Source organism: Cellulomonas shaoxiangyii (assembly GCF_004798685.1).
Lineage (GTDB): Bacteria > Actinomycetota > Actinomycetes > Actinomycetales > Cellulomonadaceae > Cellulomonas > Cellulomonas shaoxiangyii.
On record NZ_CP039291.1, the window covers coordinates 3160675 to 3179663 of the forward strand.

Below are 18989 nucleotides of genomic sequence, written 5' to 3' on the forward strand. Positions count from 1 at the left end.
GACACCGCGGGCGCCGACCGCCAGGGGGAGCCGTGCCACCGGAGGACTGGGAACAGACACTGGGAGCCGGGCCGCTGCTCGGCATCGCGGCCGCGGCGATCGCGCTGCTGCTCTTCCTCATCATCAGGCTGCGCCTGCACGCGTTCCTCGCGCTGATCCTCGTCTCGCTCGTCACGGCGTTCGCGACGGGTGTGCCGGCCGGGTCGGTGGTCGACGTGCTCACCACCGGCTTCGGCACGACGCTCGGGTCCGTGGCCCTGCTCGTCGGCCTGGGGGCGATGCTCGGCCGGATGGTCGAGACGTCCGGCGGCGCGAAGGTCATGGCGGACACGCTCGTGCGGCGGTTCGGGGAGCGGCGGGCCCCGCTGGCGCTGGGCGTCGCGTCGCTCATCTTCGGGTTCCCGATCTTCTTCGACGCCGGCCTGGTCGTCATGCTGCCGATCGTGTTCGCGGTCGCGCGGCGCCTCGGCGGGTCGGTGCTCACGTACGGGCTGCCGGCGGCGGGCGCGTTCTCCGTCATGCACGTGTTCGTCCCGCCGCACCCCGGGCCGGTCGCGGCGTCGGAGCTGCTGGGCGCGAACCCCGGGCTGGTGGTGCTGCTCGGCCTCGTCGTCGCGATCCCGACCTGGTACGTGACGTCCTACCTGTTCGGCCTGTGGGCCGGGCGGCGGTGGGTGCTGCCCGTGCCGGAGCTGCTCGGGAAGACGTCCGACGAGGAGCACCCCGACCGCCCGCCGTCGTTCGGCACGGTCCTCGGCGTGCTGCTGCTGCCACTGCTGCTGATCTTCGTCAACACGGGCCTGGACACCCTCGGCAGCGCGGGCGTCGTCGACGAGGACGCCACGTGGGTGCAGGTCGCGCGCGCGATCGGCTCGACGCCCGTCGCGCTGCTCGTCGCCGTGCTCGTCGCCGCCTGGGTGATGGGCCGGCGGCGCGGGCGCGACCGGACCGCGGTCGAGCGGCTGCTCGAGTCGGCGCTCGGCCCGGTGTGCTCGGTCATCCTCATCACGGGCGCCGGCGGCATGTTCGGCGCGGTGCTGCGGGCGTCGGGCATCGGCGCCGCCCTCGAGGACGCCCTCGGCGACCTGGGGCTGCCGATCATCGTCGCGGGCTTCCTCATCGCGACGGTCCTGCGGATCGCGCAGGGCTCGGCGACGGTCGCGCTCATCACCACCGCGGGCCTGATCGAGCCCGCGGTCGCGTCCGGCGGCTTCTCGGCCGTGCAGCTCGCCGCGATCGTGCTCGCCGTCGCCGCGGGGTCGGTGATGACGTCGCACGTCAACGACTCCGGCTTCTGGCTGGTCGGCCGGTTCTTCGGCATGGACGTCCGCACGACCCTCAAGACGTGGACGGTCCTCGAGACCCTCATCGGCCTCATGGGCTTCGCGATCGCGCTGGTGTTCTTCGCGGTCGGCTGACCGGGGGACGCGGGACCGGGTGCCGCGGCCGCCGGCACCCGGTCCCCTGCGGCCGTCCACCCCCCGTGCGAGGATCGGCCGCATGACGACCGAGCAGGACACCCCTGCCCCCGCGGGGGACCCGATGGCCAACGCCGGTGACACCGCGCTCTGGCTGGAGCGCACCGGTCCGCGCCGCTACACCGGTCGCAGCTCGCGCGGCGCCGAGGTGCTGATCGGGTCCACCGGCGACGAGGGCTCCTTCTCCCCCGGCGAGCTGCTGAAGATCGCGCTCGGCGCGTGCACGGGCCTGTCGAGCGACGCCGCGCTCACGCGCCGGCTCGGCGACGACGTGCGCGTGACGATCCGCGTCGGCGGCCTCGCACACCCCACCGAGGACCGGTACCCGCACCTCACCGAGGAGCTCGAGGTCGACCTGTCGTCGCTCGACGACGCCGCGCGCGAGCGGCTCGTGGCCGTCGTGCACCGCGCCGTCGAGCTGAAGTGCACCGTCGGCCGCACGCTCGAGGCCGGCGCCACCACCACCCTGCACGTGACCGAGGAGCGCTGAGCATGCCGAAGCTCGTCCAGACGGCCCTCGACAAGGCCGTGACCATCCCGTCCGCGACCATCCACGCGCACGTCGAGAGCCTGCGCCGGCGCAACCCCGAGGCCGGGCCCGACCGGATCATCGAGCTGCTCGAGAAGGAGTTCCTGCTCGTCGTGGCCGGTGCGGGCGGTGCCGTCGGGGCGGCCGCGGCGGCGCCCGTCGTGGGCACCGGCATCGCGACGGCCCTGACGGTCAGCGACGTCGCGACGTTCTTCGGCGCGTCGGCGGCGTTCTCGCTGGCCGTCGCGTCGGTGCACGGCATCGAGGTCGAGGACACCGAGCGGCGTAAGGCGCTGCTGCTCGCGAGCGTGCTCGGCGAGGACGGCGCGAAAGCCGTCGAGAGCGCCGCCAGCATGTCGTCCGTGCGCATGGGACGCCTGCTGCTCACGCGCATGCCGCGGTCCTCGGTGAAGCAGGTCAACAGCACCCTGACGCGCAAGCTGCTGCAGAAGCAGGCGGCCAAGTTCGCCGGGCTCGCGCTCGGGCGCCTCGCGCCCTACGGCATCGGCGCCGCGATCGGCGTGGCGGGCGGGCGCGCGATGGGCCGGACCGTCGTCGACGGCGCGCGCCTCGCGTTCGGCCCGCCGCCGCAGCGGTTCCCGGAGGTCGTCGAGGGCGTCGCGCACGACGTCGACCGGCCGCGCCTGAACGGCCGCACGCCGTCGCTGCCGCGCGGTCGCTGACGCACGCACGGACGGGGCCCGGTGCGGGTGGGGTCGCCCCCACCGGCACCGGGCCCCGTCCGTCGTCGTGGGCGCCCCCGCGTCACCAGCGGTCGTGCACGTGCTCCTGGATCCGCCGGTCGTAGACGTCCGCGAGCGCCGCGAGCGTGGCGTCGTCCAGGGGCGGGAGCTGCTCGGCCGCCGCGTTCGCGCGCGCCTGCTCCGGGGTGCGCGCCCCGGGGATGACGACGGAGACGCCCGGCTGGTCGATGATCCACCGCAGCGCGAGCTGGGCCGTCGACGCGCCCGCCGGGGTGTGCTGGGCGACCTCGCGCGCCGCCTCGACGCCGATGTCGTACGGCACGCCCGCGAACGTCTCGCCGACGTCGAACGCCTCGCCGTTGCGGTTGAAGCTGCGGTGGTCGTCGTCCGCGAACCGCGTCGACGCGTCGTACTTGCCGCTCAGCAGGCCGGACGCGAGCGGCACGCGCGCGATGATGCCGACGCCCGCCTCCGCCGCGGCGGGCAGCACCCGCTCGAGCGGCTTGCGGCGGAACACGTTGAGGATGATCTGCACGCTCGCGACGTGCGGGCGCGCGATGGCGGCGAGCGCCTCGTCGACCGTCTCGACCGAGACGCCGTAGGCCGCGACCCGCTTCTCCTCGACGAGGGCGTCGAGCGCGTCGAACACGTCGTCGCGCGCGTACACGGGCGTCGGCGGGCAGTGCAGCTGCACGAGGTCGAGGGTGTCGACGCCGAGGTTCGTCCGGCTGCGGTCCGTCCAGGCGCGGAACGCGTCGGCCGTGTACGCGTCGGCGACGTGCGGGTCCGCGCGGCGGCCCATCTTGGTCGCGACCGTCACGCGCTCCGCGACCTCGGGCCGCTCCGCGAGGAAGCGCCCGATCACCTTCTCGGACCGGCCGTCCCCGTACACGTCGGCGGTGTCGAGGAACGTCACGCCGGCGCCCACCGCGGCGTCGAGCACCTCCAGCGCCGTGTCGTCGCCGACCGTCCCCCAGTCGCCGCCGAGCTGCCAGCAGCCCAGCCCGACGACCCCGACCTCACGTCCTGTCCTACCCAGTACCCGCGTCCGCATGCCCCCGACCGTACCCCGGTGCAGGATCGGTGCATGCCGACGCCGACCCCCCTCGCCACCGGCCCCGCCGTGCCCGCCGGTGTCACGGGTGCGCGCGTCACCCGGAGGTTCCCCGCGCCCGCGCGCACCGCCTTCGCGGCCCTGACGGACGCGCGCAACCACGCCCGCTGGGTCCCGCAGACCCGGGTGCGCACGGACGGCCCGCCGCGGCGGGGCTCGGTCGTCGAGGCGGTGTCGGGGCCGTTCGCGCGGTTCGGCGCCCCCGGGCTGCCGGACCGGATGACGATCACGCGGTACGAGCGGCCGGGCGGCGAGGCTGCGGGGGCCGCACCCGGTGTCGCGGTGTTCGCCAAGCACGGGCCGCTGCTGCTCGGCGAGGCGACGATCCGGGTCGAGCCCGTCGACGACGCGAGCTGCCTCGTGACGTGGGAGGAGCGCGTGCCGCTCGCCGGGCCCCTGCCCGGTGCGCTCACGTCCCGGCTGACGGCGCCGGCGCTCGCGCTGATGCTGCGCGTCGTGCTGGCGCGCGCCGCGCGCGAGCTGGCGGTGTGACGCACGCACGTCCTCGACGTCACGCGCGCGTTTCGGCGCAACGGACCGGTGGTCGGCCGCGCCCGCGCGCAACGGATGCGGCCTCGACGCGCAACGCGACGTGCCGGATCCGCCGCGCGGGCGCTCGTACGCTCGTGGGGGCCGGTGCGCCACCCGTGCGCCGGCCGCCCGCCCCGCGCACCCACGAGGAGCCCCATGACCGCGCACGCCCCCGGCCGCACCGCCCGCCAGTACCTGATGTGCGAGCCCTCCCACTACACGGTCTCGTACGAGATCAACCCGTGGATGGACCGGACGCGGCACACCGACGTGGACCTGGCCGTGCGGCAGTGGCGGACGCTGCGTGACACCTTCCTCGACCTCGGGCACACCGTCGAGACGATCGACCCGCTGCCGGGGCTGCCCGACATGGTCTACGCCGCCAACGGCGCGACCGTCGTCGACGGCGTCGTGTACTCCGCGAAGTTCCGCTACCCCGAGCGCCAGCCCGAGGGGCCCGCGTACCAGAAGTGGTTCGCCGACCGCGGCTGGGTCACGCACACCGCCGAGCAGACCAACGAGGGCGAGGGCGACCTGCTCGTCGTGGGCGACCTGATCCTCGCGGGCACCGGCTTCCGCACGTCCCGCGCCGCGCACGCCGAGCTCCAGGAGCTCGTCGGGCGGCCCGTGATCTCGCTCGAGCTGGTCGACCCGCACTACTACCACCTCGACACGGCGCTCACGGTCCTCTCCTCCGACGCCGCCGCCCCGCAGGTCGCGTACTACCCGCCGGCGTTCTCGCCGGGGTCGCGCGCCGTGCTCGCGCAGCTCTTCCCCGAGGCCGTGGTCGCGACCGCCGACGACGCCGCCGCCCTGGGCCTCAACGCGGTCTCGGACGGCGAGAACGTGGTGGTGGCGCCGGCCGCGACGCACTTCGCCGGGGCGCTGCGCGAGCGCGGCTACACGCCCGTCCCCGTCGACACGAGCGAGCTGCTCAAGGGCGGCGGCGGGGCCAAGTGCTGCACCCTCGAGCTGCGGCGGTGAGCACGGTGGCGACCGGCGCGGGTGCGCACGGGGGGACGCCCGCGGGCGTCGGGTCGGCGCTCGCGCCGAACTACCACCCGCTGCCCGTGACGGTCGCCACGGCCGAGGGCGCGTGGGTCACCGACACCGCCGGGCGCCGCTACCTCGACCTGCTCTCGGCGTACTCCGCGCTCAACTTCGGCCACCGGCACCCGGCGCTCGTCGCCGCCGCGCACGCGCAGCTCGACCGCCTGACGCTCACGTCGCGCGCGTTCGACCACGAGCTGCTCGAGCCGTTCGCGCAGGCCCTGGCCGGGCTCGTCGGCCCGCTCCTCGCCGGCCGCTCGCACCTCGTGCTGCCGATGAACACGGGCGCGGAGGCCGTGGAGACGGCGATCAAGGCGAGCCGCAAGTGGGGCTACGAGGTCCGCGGCGTGCCGGCGGACCGCGCGACGATCGTCGTCGCGGAGGGCAACTTCCACGGCCGCACGACGACCGTCGTGTCCTTCTCCACCGACCCCGACGCGCGCCGCGGCTTCGGCCCCTACACGCCGGGCTTCGTCACCGTCCCCTACGGCGACGCCGACGCGGTCGCGCGCGCGGTCGACGCGACGACGGTCGCCGTCCTGCTGGAGCCCGTGCAGGGCGAGCAGGGCGTCGTCGTGCCGCCGGACGACTACCTGCCGGCGGTGCGCCGCGTGTGCGACGAGGCGGGCGTGCTGCTGGTGGCCGACGAGATCCAGTCCGGCCTCGGCCGCACGGGCTCGACGCTGGCGTGCGAGCGCTGGGACGTGCGGCCCGACCTCGTCACGCTCGGCAAGGCCCTGGGCGGCGGCATCGTGCCCGTCTCCGCGGTCGTGGGACGCGCGGACGTGCTGGAGGTGCTCACCCCCGGCACGCACGGGTCCACCTTCGGGGGCAACCCGCTCGCGTGCGCGGTGGGTCTGGCCGTGGTCGACCTGCTCACGCCGGGCACGCTGCAGGCCCGCGCGCGCACGGTCGGGGAGCACCTGGCGGGCCGCCTCGACGTGCTCCTGGACCGCGGCCTGCTGCACGGGGTGCGGACCGTCGGCCTGTGGGCGGGCCTGGACGTGGCGCCCGGCCTGACCGGCGGGCCGGCGTCGGGGCGCGAGCTGTGCGAGCGGCTGCTCGCCCGCGGCGTGCTCGCCAAGGACACGCACGGCGCGACCGTGCGCCTCGCGCCCCCGCTGACGGTCGAGGTGCCCGACCTCGACCACGCCCTCGACGAGCTGACGACGGCCCTGACGACCCCCTGACGCGCCGGCGCGCGCCCCTCAGCCGAACGTGATGGACGTGTACATCCACCCGTCGTGCAGGACCACGCCGATGTACGCGGTCGAGTAGCTCCCGAGCATCTGCGCGTTGTGCCCGCCGGACGCCGCGTAGGCGGCGATCATGCGGCTCGCGCTCGCCGGCGAGACGCGCCCGACGATCTCCGGCCGCGCCTTCGGTGAGCCCGTGCGCGTGCCCGAGTGCCAGATGCTGTCCGACGCGGCCATCTGCATCGCGTGCTCGCCGCGCGCGCCCGACGAGGCGATGCTCAGCGCACCCAGCCCGTTGGCGGCCCGGTGCGCGTTGAGCGCCGCACCGACGTCGCCCGCGCCCACCACCGAGCCCGCGAGCGGGAGGCCCGCGGCAGGTGCGGGGGCCCCGCCGCCACCGGACGCGGCCGGCGCCGACGTGGTGCCCCGGGGTGCGCGCGCAGCGGCGGCGCGCGGGGCGGCGGCCCGCGGCGCGCGCGCGGCGCTGCCCCCGGCGGACGCGCGCGCTGCCGCGGCGGCGGCAGCAGCCTGCTCGGCGGCGGCGCGCTCGGCCGCGATGCGGGCGTCCTCGGCGGCCTGCCACGCCGCCTGCGCCTCGACGACGGTCTTCTCCGGTGCGGCGATGGCCGCCGTGGTCGCGCGCATCGACGTCAGCGACACGGCGGACGCCCCCAGCACGGCGGACGTCGCGTCGACGGCCTGCTGCAGCGCGCCGCGCGGGCCGTCGCCGGCCTGCGGCGCGGCGGCGAGCGTCGCGACGGCGTGGTCGGCCGCCGCCCGCGCGGAGGCGGCAGCGGCGCTCCGCTGGCCCGCGGCGACGGCGGCGCCGGCGAGCGCCGTCTCCGCGCGCGGCGCGGCGAGCTCGGGTGCGCGGGCCTCGACCGCGGCGGCGACGCGGGCGGCGGCGGCGGCCTCGGCCGAGGCGCGCGCACGGTGGTCCTGCTCCGCGGTCCACACGGTGCCGGCCGCGGCGAGCACGGCCGCCACGGCGACGAGCGCGGTGGCGCGGCGGGCGCCGTGGGGGCGCGCCGCGTCCGCGGCCGGCCGCTGCTGCGGCACGTGGTGCAGGCCCCCGACCCGCGCCGGGTCGGCGTCGCGCCCCGGAGCGGGCAGCTGCTGCGGCTGCGGCACGGGGTCGGCGGTGGGGTGCGGCACGAGCGGCGTGGGCGCGGACACCACGGGCCCGGCCTGCGTCGGCAGCAGCGGCGCCACGGGCGCCGGCACGGCCGGCGTCGGCGCGGAGGCCACCGGTCCCGCCTGGCGCGGCACACCGGGCGCTGCGTCACCCCTGGTGCGTCGTGCCCCGGTGCGTCCCGGTGCTGCTGCGTCCCGGCGCATGCCGGAGTCCTGCCGTCCGCTCATCGGTCGTTCCCCCCTCGGCGAGGTCGCGTCGTCACGACCCCATCGGCATCTGCAGCGTCCGACCTGAGCACATGTGCCGCAATCGGTGGCACATCGGACCAATGGCACTGCACGGGCGTGCACGGCGCGACCCGCGCAGGCGTCAGGATGGGACGGTGCACGCCGACCGCCTCGACGACCTCGACACCGCCATCCTGCGCGTGCTCGCGCACGACGCCCGTGCGACGTTCGCGCAGGTGGGCGCCCAGGTGGCCCTCAGCGCTCCGGCCGTGAAGCGGCGCGTGGACCGGCTGCGGGAGCGCGGGGTGATCCGCGGGTTCACCGTCCGCCTCGACCCCGCGGCGCTCGGCTGGCACACCGAGGCGTTCGTCGAGCTGTTCTGCCACGGCTCGACGAGCCCGGCGACCATGCGCACCGCCGTCGAGGACTACCCGGAGGTCGTCGCCGCGAGCACCGTGACCGGCGACGTGGACCTCGTGCTGCAGGTGCGGGCGCGCGACATGCGTCACCTGGAGCGTGTGGTCGAGCAGCTCGCGGCGGAGCCGTTCGTGTCGCGCACGCGGTCCACCGTCGTGCTGTCGGCGCTCGTCCGCCGGCCCGACGTGCCACCCGCGGCCGGCTGACGGCCACGGCTCAGCGGGCGCGGTCCCCCGCGGCGCGGGCGGTCACGACCATGACGGGGCAGCGCGTGTGGTGCAGCACCGCCTGGCTCGTCGAGCCGAGCAGCAGCCCCGCGAACCCGCCGCGGCCGCGCGAGCCCACCACGATGAGGTCCGTCGCCACCGAGAACTCGGTGAGCAGCTCGGCGCCCGTGCCGTCCAGCACGTGCCGCTTCACCGTGACGCCGGGGTGCTGGGCCAGTGCGCGGTCGACGACCACGTCCAGCCCCTCCGCGGCGTCGCGCAGCACCTGGTCGTGGTCCACGGCCGAGGGCAGCCACGCCAGGACGCCGGCCATCGCGTTGACCGGCACCCCGGACACCGCGATGAGCTCGGCACCCCACGCCTCCGCCTCCCGGATCGCCAGGCGGAGCGCCACCTCGGCGGACGGCGAGCCGTCCACGCCGACGACGATCCGCCGGATGGGCCGGACGGGTGCGGGGTCGTCCTTCACCGGACGGCCGTCGGCACCGCGCAACGGCACGACGACGGTCGGGCACCACGAGTGGGCGGGCAGCGCCGACGACACCGTGCCGAGCAGCCGCTCGGCGAAGCCGCCGCGCCCGCGCGTCCCGACGACGACGAGGTCGGCCGTGCGGGACGCGTCGACGAGCACCGCGGCCGCGTCGCCCGTGACGACGCGCCCCTCGACGGGGACGCCGCAGCGCCCGACGTGCAGGAGCGCCTCGTCCAGCACCGACTGCGCACCGGCACGGATGGTCTCGTCGTCGATCACGGCGTAGGCGCCGTCGAGGCCGGCGACCGTGAACGACGGCAGCGCGTACGCGACCAGCAGGCGGAGCCGGGCGCCGCGGGTGCGCGCCTCGTGCGTCGCCCAGTCGAGGGCGTGGAGGCCGGCGACCGACCCGTCCACCCCGACGAGGATCTCGTGCTCGCGCGTCATGCCCGCCTCCGCGTCGGTGCCCGTCGCGCCGTCACGACGAGTCTGTGGTGCTGACCTGACCCCATCGTGGCACATCCATGACGATCAGCGGACGGACCTCGGTCCCCCACCTCCGGCCCACGGCCGGCCCACCACCGGCCCGAACCCCGCCGCCCTCAGGCGACGAGGTAGGGCGACCAGGCCGGCTCCGTGCGCGCCGCGGCACCACCGACCGTGAAGGACCACCGGGGTGCGTGCGGACGAAAGGGCAGCTCCCACCCGAGCTCGTGGAGGGTCCGGTCCGCCTTGCGGTGGTTGCACCGGACGCACGCCGCGACGACGTTCGTCCACTCGTGGCGGCCGCCGCGCGAGCGGGGGTGCACGTGGTCGACGGTGTCGGCGCCACCACCGCAGTAGGCGCAGCGGTGGCCGTCGCGCTGCAGCACCGTGCGGCGCGTGGGCGGCACGGGCCGGCGCGCGGGCACGTGCACGTACCGGGTGAGGACGAGCACCACGGGCAGGGGCACCTCCTGGCGTTCGGAGTGCAGCACGCGGCCGTCCGACTCGAGCACCGTCGCCTTGCCGGTCATCACCAGGACCACCGCGCGGTGCATCGTCACGACGCACAGCGGCTCACCGCTGGCGTTGAGCAGCAGCGTCCGGTTCGGCACGGGCACGGGTGGGGGGCCGGGCGGGCCCTCCGAAGGGACGGTCGTCAGCACGGTGCACTCCTGACCTCGGTGGTCGGCCCGGCTGGCTGCCGGTCCGCGACGAGAAGGAACAGCGTCGATGCGGGACCAGGGTACGCGCACGCACATTCGGTCCGGATGCGACGAGGCCCCGACGACCATCAGGTCGTCGGGGCCTCGTCACGTCGGCGTCGGCCGGGTCAGCCGATCCGGATGAACGTCGGCGAGCTCTGCCAGATCGAGCGGAACTGCACCGTCTTACCGGGGCGGGGAGCGTCGATCATCATGTCGCCGCCGGCGTAGATGCCGATGTGCCCGGGGCTCCAGATGAGGTCACCCGGCTGGGCCTCGGCACGCGACACGACCGTGCCGGCGTTGCGCTGGGCCGACGACGTGCGCGGCAGGGTGATGCCGAGCTGCGCGTAGACGTACGACGTGAAGCCGGAGCAGTCCATGCCCGAAGGCGACGCGCCGCCGGAGACGTACGGGACGCCCACGTAGCGGGCGGCGACCTCGAGGACCGCGTTGCCCGACACGCTCTGCGGGATCGGGTTGTTGGACGCCTTCTGCGTCGACGCGGAGGCGGTCGAGGCCGACTCGGTCGAGGCGGCGGCCCGCTCGGCCGTGCGGGAGGCGGCGCGCGTGCGCACCGGCTCGGGGGCCGGGGGCGGCGGCGGAGGCGGCTTGACGGCCGAGACCATCGGGGCGTCGACCGTGAAGACGGCCTCGGCCGGGGCCGAGACGACCGGGGAGGTGTTGAGGACGGCTCGTGCGGAGGCCGTCAGGGCAGCCGTGTCGACGGCCGCCAGGCTGCCGGCGGACTCGCCGGTGGCAGCGCTCGAAGGAAGGGCCAGCATGGAGACCATGAGCCCCGAGGACGCGGCGACGACGGCAGAACGGCGGCCGACGGTACCCATCTGCTCGGAAGCGGCGCTGGCAAACTCGGTCAGTGGCGTCGACGGACGACGCGCGGCGCGGTGGCGCGCCCGGGTGATGCTCTCGGACAACGTGTGCCTCTCCTGGCGCCTACGAGGTGAGCTGTCGGGTTCGGGTGGGAGAACACCCGGCCGGTCGTCCGTCCCGACCACGCGCACCGAGGTGCGTGCTGTCGTTCCGTCCGCCCGGCTTCACCCCAAGGGCACCGTCTCCGGTACCCGCGATTTGGGTCCCCCGCCCCTGCCGGCGAGTCGTACGGAACCTGTGAGCGGCGGCAGGGTTCGGCGTTCCGCTCGTAGGGCTCCCACGGAGGAGGGTTCCGAGAAGCAGGACGAACGTACATGACGCTCTGCGCGATTGTCACGCTCCGGTCACGACGATCTCGGAACGATCATGGACGGCCGTCCGGGGCCGCCGGCGCGGCCGGGCACCGGCGTGCCCCTGACGTGCAGGGCAGCGGTCCCGGGCGCCTCGACGCCGCGCGTGGGAACGCGACCGGCGTGACAGGGTTCACCCGTTCGAGGGACGCGCGTGCGCCGACCCCGTCGCGTCAGCCGCGTCCGACGAAGATGTGCCGCGCGATCTCCAGCGGCAGGTCCACGACTGTGCCCGAGCCGGGCACGCCGATCGTCACGATGCCGGGCCCGCGCTCGACCGAGACCTCCACGCCGGGCTGCACGCCGGCGTCGGCCAGCCGCTCGAGCAGCTCGACGTCGACCTGCAGCGGCTCCGCGATGCGCGCGACGACCGCCGTGGGGCGCACCGCGGCGTCGGCGGACGTCAGCGGGACCACGCCGTCGAGGAACCGCACGGGCGTGCGCTCCTCCCCGATCTCGTCGAGCCCGGGGATCGGGTTGCCGTAGGGGTCGAAGTGCGGGTGGTCGAGCAGGGCGGCGAGCCGCTTCTCCACGCGCTCGCTCATGACGTGCTCCCAGCGGCACGCCTCCTCGTGGACGTGCGGCCAGTCCAGCCCGATGACGTCGGTGAGGAGGCGCTCGGCGAGGCGGTGCTTGCGCATGACGCGGACGGCCTTCGACTGGCCCACCTCGGTGAGCTCGAGGTGGCGGTCGCCCGTGACGACGACGAGACCGTCGCGCTCCATGCGCGCGACGGTCTGCGACACGGTCGGGCCCGAGTGCCCGAGCCGCTCGGCGATGCGGGCGCGCAGGGGGGTGATGCCTTCCTCGGTGAGCTCGTAGATCGTCTTGAGGTACATCTCCGTCGTGTCGATCAGGTCGCTCACCGCTCGGCCTCCCACTCGCGCTCCGGCGGCGGGTCGACCGCCGCGTGTGCGGGACCAGGGTAGTCGGCGCCCCCGCGCGCGGGTGCGGCCGGACGGAGGGCCCCGGGGCGACCCGCGGACGCCCCGCCCGCCGGCCGGACCGGCGTCGTTATCCTCGGCAGGTGCCCGATGCCCAGGCCCCCGCCGTCACGATCCCCGCCGACCTGCTGCCGCGCGACGGCCGGTTCGGGTGCGGCCCGTCCAAGGTCCGGCCCGCGCAGGTCGACGCCCTCGCTGCCGCGGGCCGCTCGCTGCTCGGCACGTCGCACCGGCAGGCGCCCGTGCGTGCTCTGGTCGGGCGGGTGCGGGCCGGGCTGTCCGAGCTGTTCGGCGCCCCCGACGGGTACGAGGTCGTGCTCGGCAACGGCGGCTCGACGGCGTTCTGGGACGTGGCGACCGTCTCCCTCGTGCGCGGGCGGGCGGCGCACGCGCAGTTCGGGGAGTTCGGCGCCAAGTTCGCCGCCGCGACGTCGCGCGCCCCGTTCCTCGCCGACTCGCACGTGGTGAGCGCCCCGGCGGGCGAGGCGGTCGTCCCCACCCTCGTCGACGGCGCCGACGTGTACGCGTGGCCGCACAACGAGACCTCCACGGGCGTGCTCGCGCCCGTGCGGCGCGTGCCGGGCTCGCGGGAGGCGGGAGCGCTCGTCGTGGTGGACGGCACGTCCGCCGCCGGCGGCGTCACGGTCGACGTGGCCGAGACCGACGTCTACTACTTCGCGCCGCAGAAGTCGTTCGCCGCGGACGGCGGCCTGTGGCTGGCGCTCGCGTCGCCGGCGGCGGTCGAGCGCGCCGCCGCGGTGGAGCGGTCGGGCCGGTGGGTGCCGGAGTTCCTGTCCTTCACCGCGGCCGTGACGAACTCGCGTGCCGACCAGACCCTGAACACCCCGGCCCTCGCGACGCTCGTGCTGCTCGCCGAGCAGGTCGAGTGGCTGCTCGCGCAGGGCGGGCTGACGTGGGCCGCCGCGCGCACCGCGGAGTCCTCCGGCCACCTCTACGCGTGGGCGCAGGAGCGCGCGTGGGCGACCCCGTTCGTCGCCGACCCCGCGCTGCGCTCCCCCGTGGTCGGCACGGTCGACCTCGACGCCGCGATCGACGCCACGGCCGTCACCGCGGTCCTGCGCCGGCACGGAGTCGTCGACGTCGAGCCGTACCGCAAGCTCGGGCGCAACCAGCTGCGGGTGGGCATGTTCCCCGCCGTGGACCCGGACGACGTCCGGGCGCTCACGGCGTGCGTCGACCACGTCGTCGCCCGGCTGGGCTGACCCCCTCGTCGCGGCGTACCGCTCCCCGGCGTCAGCCCTGGCGGCGCCGGCGGAGTGCGACCGCGCCCATGCCGAGGGCCACGAGGCCCGCGGCACCCGCGGCCAGCACCGCGACCTGGGCGCCCGTCGCCGCGAGCACCTCGGAGCGCTCTCCGGCTCCGTCTCCGGGCCCGACGCCGGGCTCGGCGCCGGCGGCGAGCACGTCGCTGCGGGGTGGGGCCGTGAGGCACACGGGCGACGACGGCGGGTAGGCGACCGTCACGGTCGCCGCCGGGTTGACGTCGAAGCGGACCGTGACCTCGGGCCGGACCCAGTCGTACTCGTCGCCCTGCACCCACGTGCCGCCCTCGAGGCGCCAGCCCGGCCAGTCGACGGGCCGGCCGCCGGCGTCGACCACGGCGCCCGGCCACGGCACGGTCCCGGACAGCGGCTGGTCCGCCTGGACGACGTCCTCGCCGTCCGGGTTCACCCAGGTGACGTCGACGGTGTCGCGCGCGGCGCCGACGACGGTCAGGGCGTACCGGAGCTTCGGCACGTCGGCGTCGCAGACGGGCGAGAGCACCTCGACGCGGACCTCGCACGGCAGCGGGGCGCCGTACTCGTCGACCGCGGGCGTGCAGTCCGCCGCCGGGTCGGCCGCCGGCGTGGCGGAGGCGACTGACGGCGCGACGCCGACCGACGCGAGGAGGAGGGCCGCCGCTCCCGCGGCCCGGACGGTGTGGCGCATGGCGACTCCCTCGTCGATCCGGACATTTCGGGACCATCGTCACTCCACGGGCACGCGTCGGCGAAGCTGCACCCGGGTGAAGCGTGTCCGTTTCGTCCTAATTCACCCGTCCGTGGGACGGTCAGGGGCAGCGGAAGGACGCGACGCCGGGCGACGAGACCGTCGGCGTCGTCCAGAGGGTCAGCGCGCCGTCGTGCAGCGGCAGGTCGACCGCGACCTCCTGGTGCGCCCCCGGCGCCAGCACGGACCCCACCTGCTGGACGTCGCGGCCGGCGAGCGTCGTGGTGGTGCCGCCGACGGCCACCCCGTCGCGGCGCAGCGGGGCCGGGCCCGCGCCGAGCGGCGACCACACGGACACCGTCGTGGTCAGCGTGCCGAGCGGGACGCCGAGGGACGGCGAGCCGACCACGCGTTCCGGCAACGTCGCCACGTCGGCCGGCGGCCGGTAGTCGAGCGTGAGGACCGCGGTCACACGCGGGCGCGCGTCGTCGCAGCGCGCGTCGCGGAACGTCACGGCGGCCGCGAGGTCGACGCCGAGCTTGCCCTGGCTCGCGTCGTCGAGGAACAGCCCGGCCTGCGCCGCGAACGGAGCGTCGAGGAAGGCGCCGCCCACGACCGTCCCGGCGAGGACCTCCTGCTCGTCGGCGTGCGCCGACCACACCCGCACGCGGCGGTCGTCGACCGCGCCGGTGAGCGCTGCCACGAGGTCCTCGGTGCTGCCGGCGCCGCCGGCGACGGCCGCGACGACCGACGAGGCCACGGACGCGAAGTACGCGTCGGACGCTGCGCCGTCGGGGTGCCGGACGTACACGTCCCGCAGGACCGTGCGCAGGAACCCGTCGGCGCTGAGGGTGCCCCCGTCGGGGTCCGTCAGCGGGCCGACGGCGCCGACGAGCGCGCCGATCGCGACGGGGTCGGTGGCGACCACGCCGTCGACGGGGCCGCCGACGTCCCGCCGCCAGCGCGCCGCGACGAGCTCGGCGGTGCGCGGGAAGTGCGGTGTCAGGGCCGCGTTCTGCAGCCAGCGTCCGAGGCGGTCCGTGTGCGTCGCGACCTCCTCGGCCGTCAGCGGCAGGATCGGCGCGTCGAGCGAGCGGAGGTCCTCGGTGCTGCGCTGGTCGACGACCCGCACGGCGCCGTCCTCGACGTGGACGGCCGTCACGGAGCCGACGATCCCGCCGGGTGCGCGCAGCTCGGCGGAGTTGAGGGCGAGGACGAGGTACGTGCGCGGCGCGTCGGCGCCGAGGAGCCCGGGCACGAGCGCGAGGCCGCGCGCCGCGGGGGCGAGGGCGGCGTCGGCGCGGGCGACGGCGCCCTGCACCTCCCGCACGGGCCCGGCCAGCGGGCCGACGAGCTGCCCGGGGTCCAGGGCGTCGAGGCGCTCCCGGGCGGCGGAGGTCGTCGCCGCGGCGGTGCGCAGGGAGTCGGCGCCGCGCTGGACGGCGGCGACGTCGACCCGGCCGTCCGGGCCGCGCAGGCCGTCGTCGAGGAGGCCGCCGAGCGCGTCGACGGCGGGCAGCGCGTCGCGCACGAGGTCGTCGACGGACGTCGCCACGACGCGCACGGCCGTCAGCTGGTCGCCCGCCCACGGGACGACCTCCGCCGCCCGCCACACCGGGTCGGACGCCGCGTCGCGGGCGCGCGACGTGTGCGTGCGCAGCCCCTCCAGGTCGCCGGCGGCCGCACCGGCCGCGCGGGGGTCGACCTCGACGCCGGCCAGCCCCGCGCGCGCGTCCTGCAGCGCCCCGGCCGCCTGCGCCACGCGGAACGCGACCCACCCGGCCGCGGCGAGCAGCAGGACGACGAGGGCGAGGAGGACACGGGCGACCGTCCGGCCGCGGCGCCGACCCGCGCCGGCATCCGCGCCGCGGGGCCGGCCGGCGTCCGCGCGCGGCTCGTCGGCGTCCGCGCCGGCGTCGCCCGCGCCGGTCCCGGTGGACGGGTCGGCACCGCGGCCGGGAGCGTGCGTCGGCAGACCGGGGTGCTCCACGCCGACGATGCTGACATCCGGGACGTACCGGACACCGGCGTCCGGCCGGGTTTCACCCGGACCGTCACCCGCGGCGCGGGGCCGCGCGGCCTCGTCAGGCCGCGTGCTGGCGGTCCGCGGCCTCCTGCGCGCCGACGCGCGCGGGCGCGGACGCGGCGCGCCGCTCGCCGGCGGCGTTCGCGCTCAGCGCGTCCTCGGCGTCCGCGTCGCCGCCCGGCAGGCCGAGGTGCACGACCTCGACGTGGGGCCGGCCCGTCACGTGGTAGCGGAGACGCACGTTCCAGTGCGACCGGGCCCACCACGCCGCGCCGACCGAGACGAGGAGGGCGCTGATCGACCCGACGCCGATGGACCACCGGGCACCGAACGTCTCGCCGATCCAGCCGACGATGGGCGACCCGATGGGCGTCGCGCCGAGGAAGACCATCATGTAGAGCGCCATGACGCGTCCGCGCATCGCGGGGTCGGTGCTCATCTGGATGGCGGTGTTCGCGGCCGTCATCATCGTCAGGGACGCGAAGCCGACGGGGATGCACGCGATCGCGTAGCTCGTGTACGTCGGCATGAGCGCCATCACGCCGGTCGTGACGCCGAACGCGAAGGCGGCGCCGATGACCAGGCGCACGCGCGGCCGCTCGCGCCGGGCGGCGAGCAGCGCACCGGTGAGCGAGCCGATCGCGAGGACGGACCCGAGGATCCCGTACTCCTGCGCGCCGCGGCCGAACTCGAGGCGCGCCATGAGGGCGCTGGTCAGCTGGAAGTTCAGGCCGAACGTGGAGACCACGCCGACGACGACCATGATGACGAGGATGTCGCTGCGGTTGCGCACGTACGCGACGCCCTCGCGGATCTGCCCCTTGGCGCGCTTGGCGTGCGGCATCGGGTAGAGGTCGGCGCGGCGCATGAGGACGAGCGAGACGATCGTCGCCGCGAACGTCACGGCGTTGATGACGAACACCCAGCCGGTGCCGACGGCGGCGATGAGCAGCCCGGCGGCGCCGGGTCCGATGAGCCGTGCCGCGTTGAACGACGCGCTGTTCAGGCCGACCGCGTTCGAGAGGCGCCCCGCGGGGACGAGCTCCGCGACGAACGTCTGCCGGACGGGACCGTCGATCGCGGTGACGCAGCCGAGCAGGCCGGCGAACACGTACACGTGCCAGAGCTGCGCGTGCCCGCTGAGCACGAGGGCGCCGAGGCCTGCGGCGAGCACGCCCTGCGCGACCTGCGTGAGGACGAGGAGCTTGCGGCGGTCGAACCGGTCGGCGAGCACGCCGGCCCAGGCGGACAGCACGAGCGTCGGCCCGAACTGCAGCGCCGTCGTGATGCCGACGGCGACGCCGGAGTCGGCGGTGAGCTGGGTCAGCACGAGCCAGTCCTGCGCGACGCGCTGCATCCAGGTGCCGACGTTGGCGACGAGGGCACCCGCGAACCACAGGCGGTAGTTGCGGAAGGTCAGGGAGGAGAAGGTGGCACTCACGAGGCGGCGATCCTCCGGAGCAGCTCGGCGGCCTGGACCAGGGTGGCCCGCTCGGCGGCGGTGAGGTCGGCGAGGCGGGCGGACAGCCACGCGTCGCGGCGGCGGCGCGTCTCGGCGACCTCGGCCTCCCCCGCCTCGGTGAGCGTGACGACGACCTGGCGGCCGTCGGTGGGGTGCTCCTCCTTGCGGACGAGCCCGCGCTCCACGAGGCAGTTGACGGTGCGCGTCATGGCGGGCGGCTGGATCCGCTCGACGTCGGCGAGCCCGCCGGGGGACATGGGTCCCTCGCGCAGCAGGATCGCGAGCACGTTGAACTGCGGGTCCGACAGCCCGGCCTCGCCCCGCTCCCCCTTGAGGCGCCGCGTCGCGCGCCCGAGCGAGACGCGGAGCTCGGCGGCGAGCGCGAGGTCCGCGGCGAGCGTCACGTCGGCGGCGGGGACGTCGGAGGTCGTGGTCACAGGTCATTACTTTACATCATTACCCGGGGAAACGGTTGGTGCGCCGGGTCACTCCTCCCCCGTCGGGCCGTGGCAGCATGCCCGGGTGCCCCACGACGACCCCTCCCCCGCGGCGGCGCGGCGCGCGCCGCTGCCGGGCACGGCGGTCCTGCTGTTCGCGCTCGCCGCGGTGCTCCTGGTGGTCGCGGTCGTCGTGACGCTCGGGACGAGCCGCGGGGACGGTGCGCCCGTACCGGCCGGGGAGCCGAGCACGCCGGCCGTCCTGGACCTGGCGGGCGTGGACCCCGCCGACTACGCGCGCGAGCTGCTCGCCGCCGCGACCGCCGAGCGCGTGGCCGCGGGGCTGCCCGCGTGGGGCGACGCCCCCTGCGCGGCCGATGCGGCCGGTGCGCGCGCCGCCGCCCTCGTGGGGCAGGCGCTCGAGCACGCCCCGCTCACTGACGTGCTGGCGGCGTGCGCGCCCCGCAGCACCGCGGCGGAGAACCTCAGCCGGGCGGCCGCCGACCCGGTCGACGTGGCGGCGGCGTGGATGGCGTCGCCCGGCCACCGCGCGAACGTGGTCGACCCCGGTCTGGAGCAGGCGGTCACCGCGTGCACGCGCGACGGCGACGCGATGGTCTGCACGCTCGTGCTGGTCGGGCCGTAGCGGCCGGAGGGGGTAC

At 76.3% G+C, this 18989-nt stretch carries 19 protein-coding genes and 1 riboswitch; of the genes, 9 read left to right on the forward strand and 10 right to left on the reverse strand.

The window, feature by feature from the left end; genetic code table 11:
- The first annotated feature begins 32 nt into the window (after positions 1–32).
- From E5225_RS14105 to E5225_RS14115, 3 genes are all read left to right on the forward strand, one after another.
- Positions 33–1418 carry a GntP family permease gene (locus tag E5225_RS14105; RefSeq protein ID WP_135972460.1) on the forward strand — a complete coding sequence of 462 codons (1386 nt, stop codon included), beginning with the start codon at positions 33–35 and terminating at the stop codon, positions 1416–1418.
- An 82-nt stretch (positions 1419–1500) separates the two neighbouring features.
- A complete protein-coding gene (locus E5225_RS14110) occupies positions 1501–1968 on the forward strand; it encodes an OsmC family protein (protein ID WP_135972461.1) in 468 nt (155 codons plus the stop codon).
- Positions 1969–1970: 2 nt separating this feature from the next.
- A complete protein-coding gene (locus E5225_RS14115; protein WP_208012466.1) occupies positions 1971–2690 on the forward strand; it encodes a hypothetical protein in 720 nt (239 codons plus the stop codon).
- 82 nt (positions 2691–2772) lie between these two features.
- On the opposite strand, the gene E5225_RS14120 is transcribed toward E5225_RS14115, so the two are convergent.
- Positions 2773–3765, reverse strand: a complete 993-nt coding sequence (locus E5225_RS14120) for an aldo/keto reductase (RefSeq protein WP_135972462.1) — start codon at positions 3763–3765, stop codon at positions 2773–2775.
- Between the two features lie 33 nt (positions 3766–3798).
- Here E5225_RS14120 and E5225_RS14125 point away from each other — a divergent pair, with 33 nt between their 5' ends.
- The 3 genes from E5225_RS14125 (at position 3799) to rocD (ending at position 6596) form a co-directional block, all read left to right on the forward strand.
- Positions 3799–4317, forward strand: coding sequence for an SRPBCC family protein (locus tag E5225_RS14125; protein WP_135972463.1), 519 nt, complete (start codon positions 3799–3801; stop codon positions 4315–4317).
- A gap of 195 nt (positions 4318–4512) precedes the next feature.
- Entirely contained in the window at positions 4513–5340 is an 828-nt protein-coding gene (gene ddaH / locus E5225_RS14130; RefSeq protein ID WP_135972464.1) for a dimethylargininase, read from the forward strand.
- Positions 5341–5345: 5 nt separating this feature from the next.
- The gene (gene rocD / locus E5225_RS14135; protein WP_135972473.1) at positions 5346–6596 is read left to right on the forward strand and encodes an ornithine--oxo-acid transaminase; all 1251 of its coding nucleotides are present in this window, start codon (positions 5346–5348) and stop codon (positions 6594–6596) included.
- 18 nt (positions 6597–6614) lie between these two features.
- Here rocD and E5225_RS14140 read toward each other — a convergent pair whose 3' ends face one another.
- The gene (locus E5225_RS14140) at positions 6615–7850 is read right to left on the reverse strand and encodes a CAP domain-containing protein (protein WP_136225480.1); all 1236 of its coding nucleotides are present in this window, start codon (positions 7848–7850) and stop codon (positions 6615–6617) included.
- A 269-nt stretch (positions 7851–8119) separates the two neighbouring features.
- Here E5225_RS14140 and E5225_RS14145 point away from each other — a divergent pair, with 269 nt between their 5' ends.
- Positions 8120–8587, forward strand: coding sequence for an Lrp/AsnC family transcriptional regulator (locus E5225_RS14145; RefSeq protein WP_135975207.1), 468 nt, complete (start codon positions 8120–8122; stop codon positions 8585–8587).
- A 10-nt stretch (positions 8588–8597) separates the two neighbouring features.
- Here the strand turns inward: E5225_RS14145 and E5225_RS14150 are convergent, their stop codons facing one another.
- From E5225_RS14150 to E5225_RS14165, 4 genes are all read right to left on the reverse strand, one after another.
- Positions 8598–9527 (reverse strand): universal stress protein, encoded by a 930-nt coding sequence (locus E5225_RS14150; RefSeq protein ID WP_135975209.1) that lies wholly within the window; start codon positions 9525–9527, stop codon positions 8598–8600.
- A 155-nt stretch (positions 9528–9682) separates the two neighbouring features.
- A complete protein-coding gene (locus E5225_RS14155) occupies positions 9683–10228 on the reverse strand; it encodes an HNH endonuclease (protein WP_425267381.1) in 546 nt (181 codons plus the stop codon).
- Between the two features lie 167 nt (positions 10229–10395).
- Positions 10396–11202 carry a C40 family peptidase gene (locus E5225_RS14160; RefSeq protein ID WP_135975211.1) on the reverse strand — a complete coding sequence of 269 codons (807 nt, stop codon included), beginning with the start codon at positions 11200–11202 and terminating at the stop codon, positions 10396–10398.
- 2 nt (positions 11203–11204) lie between these two features.
- A riboswitch (cyclic di-AMP (ydaO/yuaA leader) is annotated at positions 11205–11428 on the reverse strand.
- Positions 11429–11681: 253 nt separating this feature from the next.
- Positions 11682–12374, reverse strand: coding sequence for an iron-dependent transcriptional repressor DtxR (locus E5225_RS14165; protein WP_135975213.1), 693 nt, complete (start codon positions 12372–12374; stop codon positions 11682–11684).
- Between the two features lie 161 nt (positions 12375–12535).
- Between E5225_RS14165 and serC the strand changes: the two genes are divergently transcribed.
- Complete coding sequence (serC, locus tag E5225_RS14170; RefSeq protein WP_135975215.1) at positions 12536–13675, forward strand: phosphoserine transaminase; 1140 nt, start codon at positions 12536–12538, stop codon at positions 13673–13675.
- Between the two features lie 31 nt (positions 13676–13706).
- Here the strand turns inward: serC and E5225_RS14175 are convergent, their stop codons facing one another.
- The 4 genes from E5225_RS14175 to E5225_RS14190 form a co-directional block, all read right to left on the reverse strand.
- The gene (locus tag E5225_RS14175) at positions 13707–14402 is read right to left on the reverse strand and encodes a peptidase (RefSeq protein WP_135975217.1); all 696 of its coding nucleotides are present in this window, start codon (positions 14400–14402) and stop codon (positions 13707–13709) included.
- A gap of 121 nt (positions 14403–14523) precedes the next feature.
- The gene (locus tag E5225_RS14180) at positions 14524–16392 is read right to left on the reverse strand and encodes a DUF4012 domain-containing protein (RefSeq protein WP_136225482.1); all 1869 of its coding nucleotides are present in this window, start codon (positions 16390–16392) and stop codon (positions 14524–14526) included.
- A gap of 94 nt (positions 16393–16486) precedes the next feature.
- Positions 16487–17869, reverse strand: a complete 1383-nt coding sequence (locus E5225_RS14185; RefSeq protein ID WP_135974257.1) for an MFS transporter — start codon at positions 17867–17869, stop codon at positions 16487–16489.
- Complete coding sequence (locus E5225_RS14190) at positions 17866–18327, reverse strand: MarR family winged helix-turn-helix transcriptional regulator (RefSeq protein WP_243738325.1); 462 nt, start codon at positions 18325–18327, stop codon at positions 17866–17868. The genes E5225_RS14185 and E5225_RS14190 overlap by 4 nt, the downstream gene beginning before the upstream one ends.
- 85 nt (positions 18328–18412) lie before the next feature.
- On the opposite strand from E5225_RS14190, the gene E5225_RS14195 reads away from it, so the two are divergent.
- Positions 18413–18973: a CAP domain-containing protein gene (locus E5225_RS14195; protein WP_135974258.1), complete on the forward strand. Its 561-nt coding sequence runs from the start codon at positions 18413–18415 to the stop codon at positions 18971–18973.
- The last annotated feature ends 16 nt before the right edge of the window (positions 18974–18989 follow it).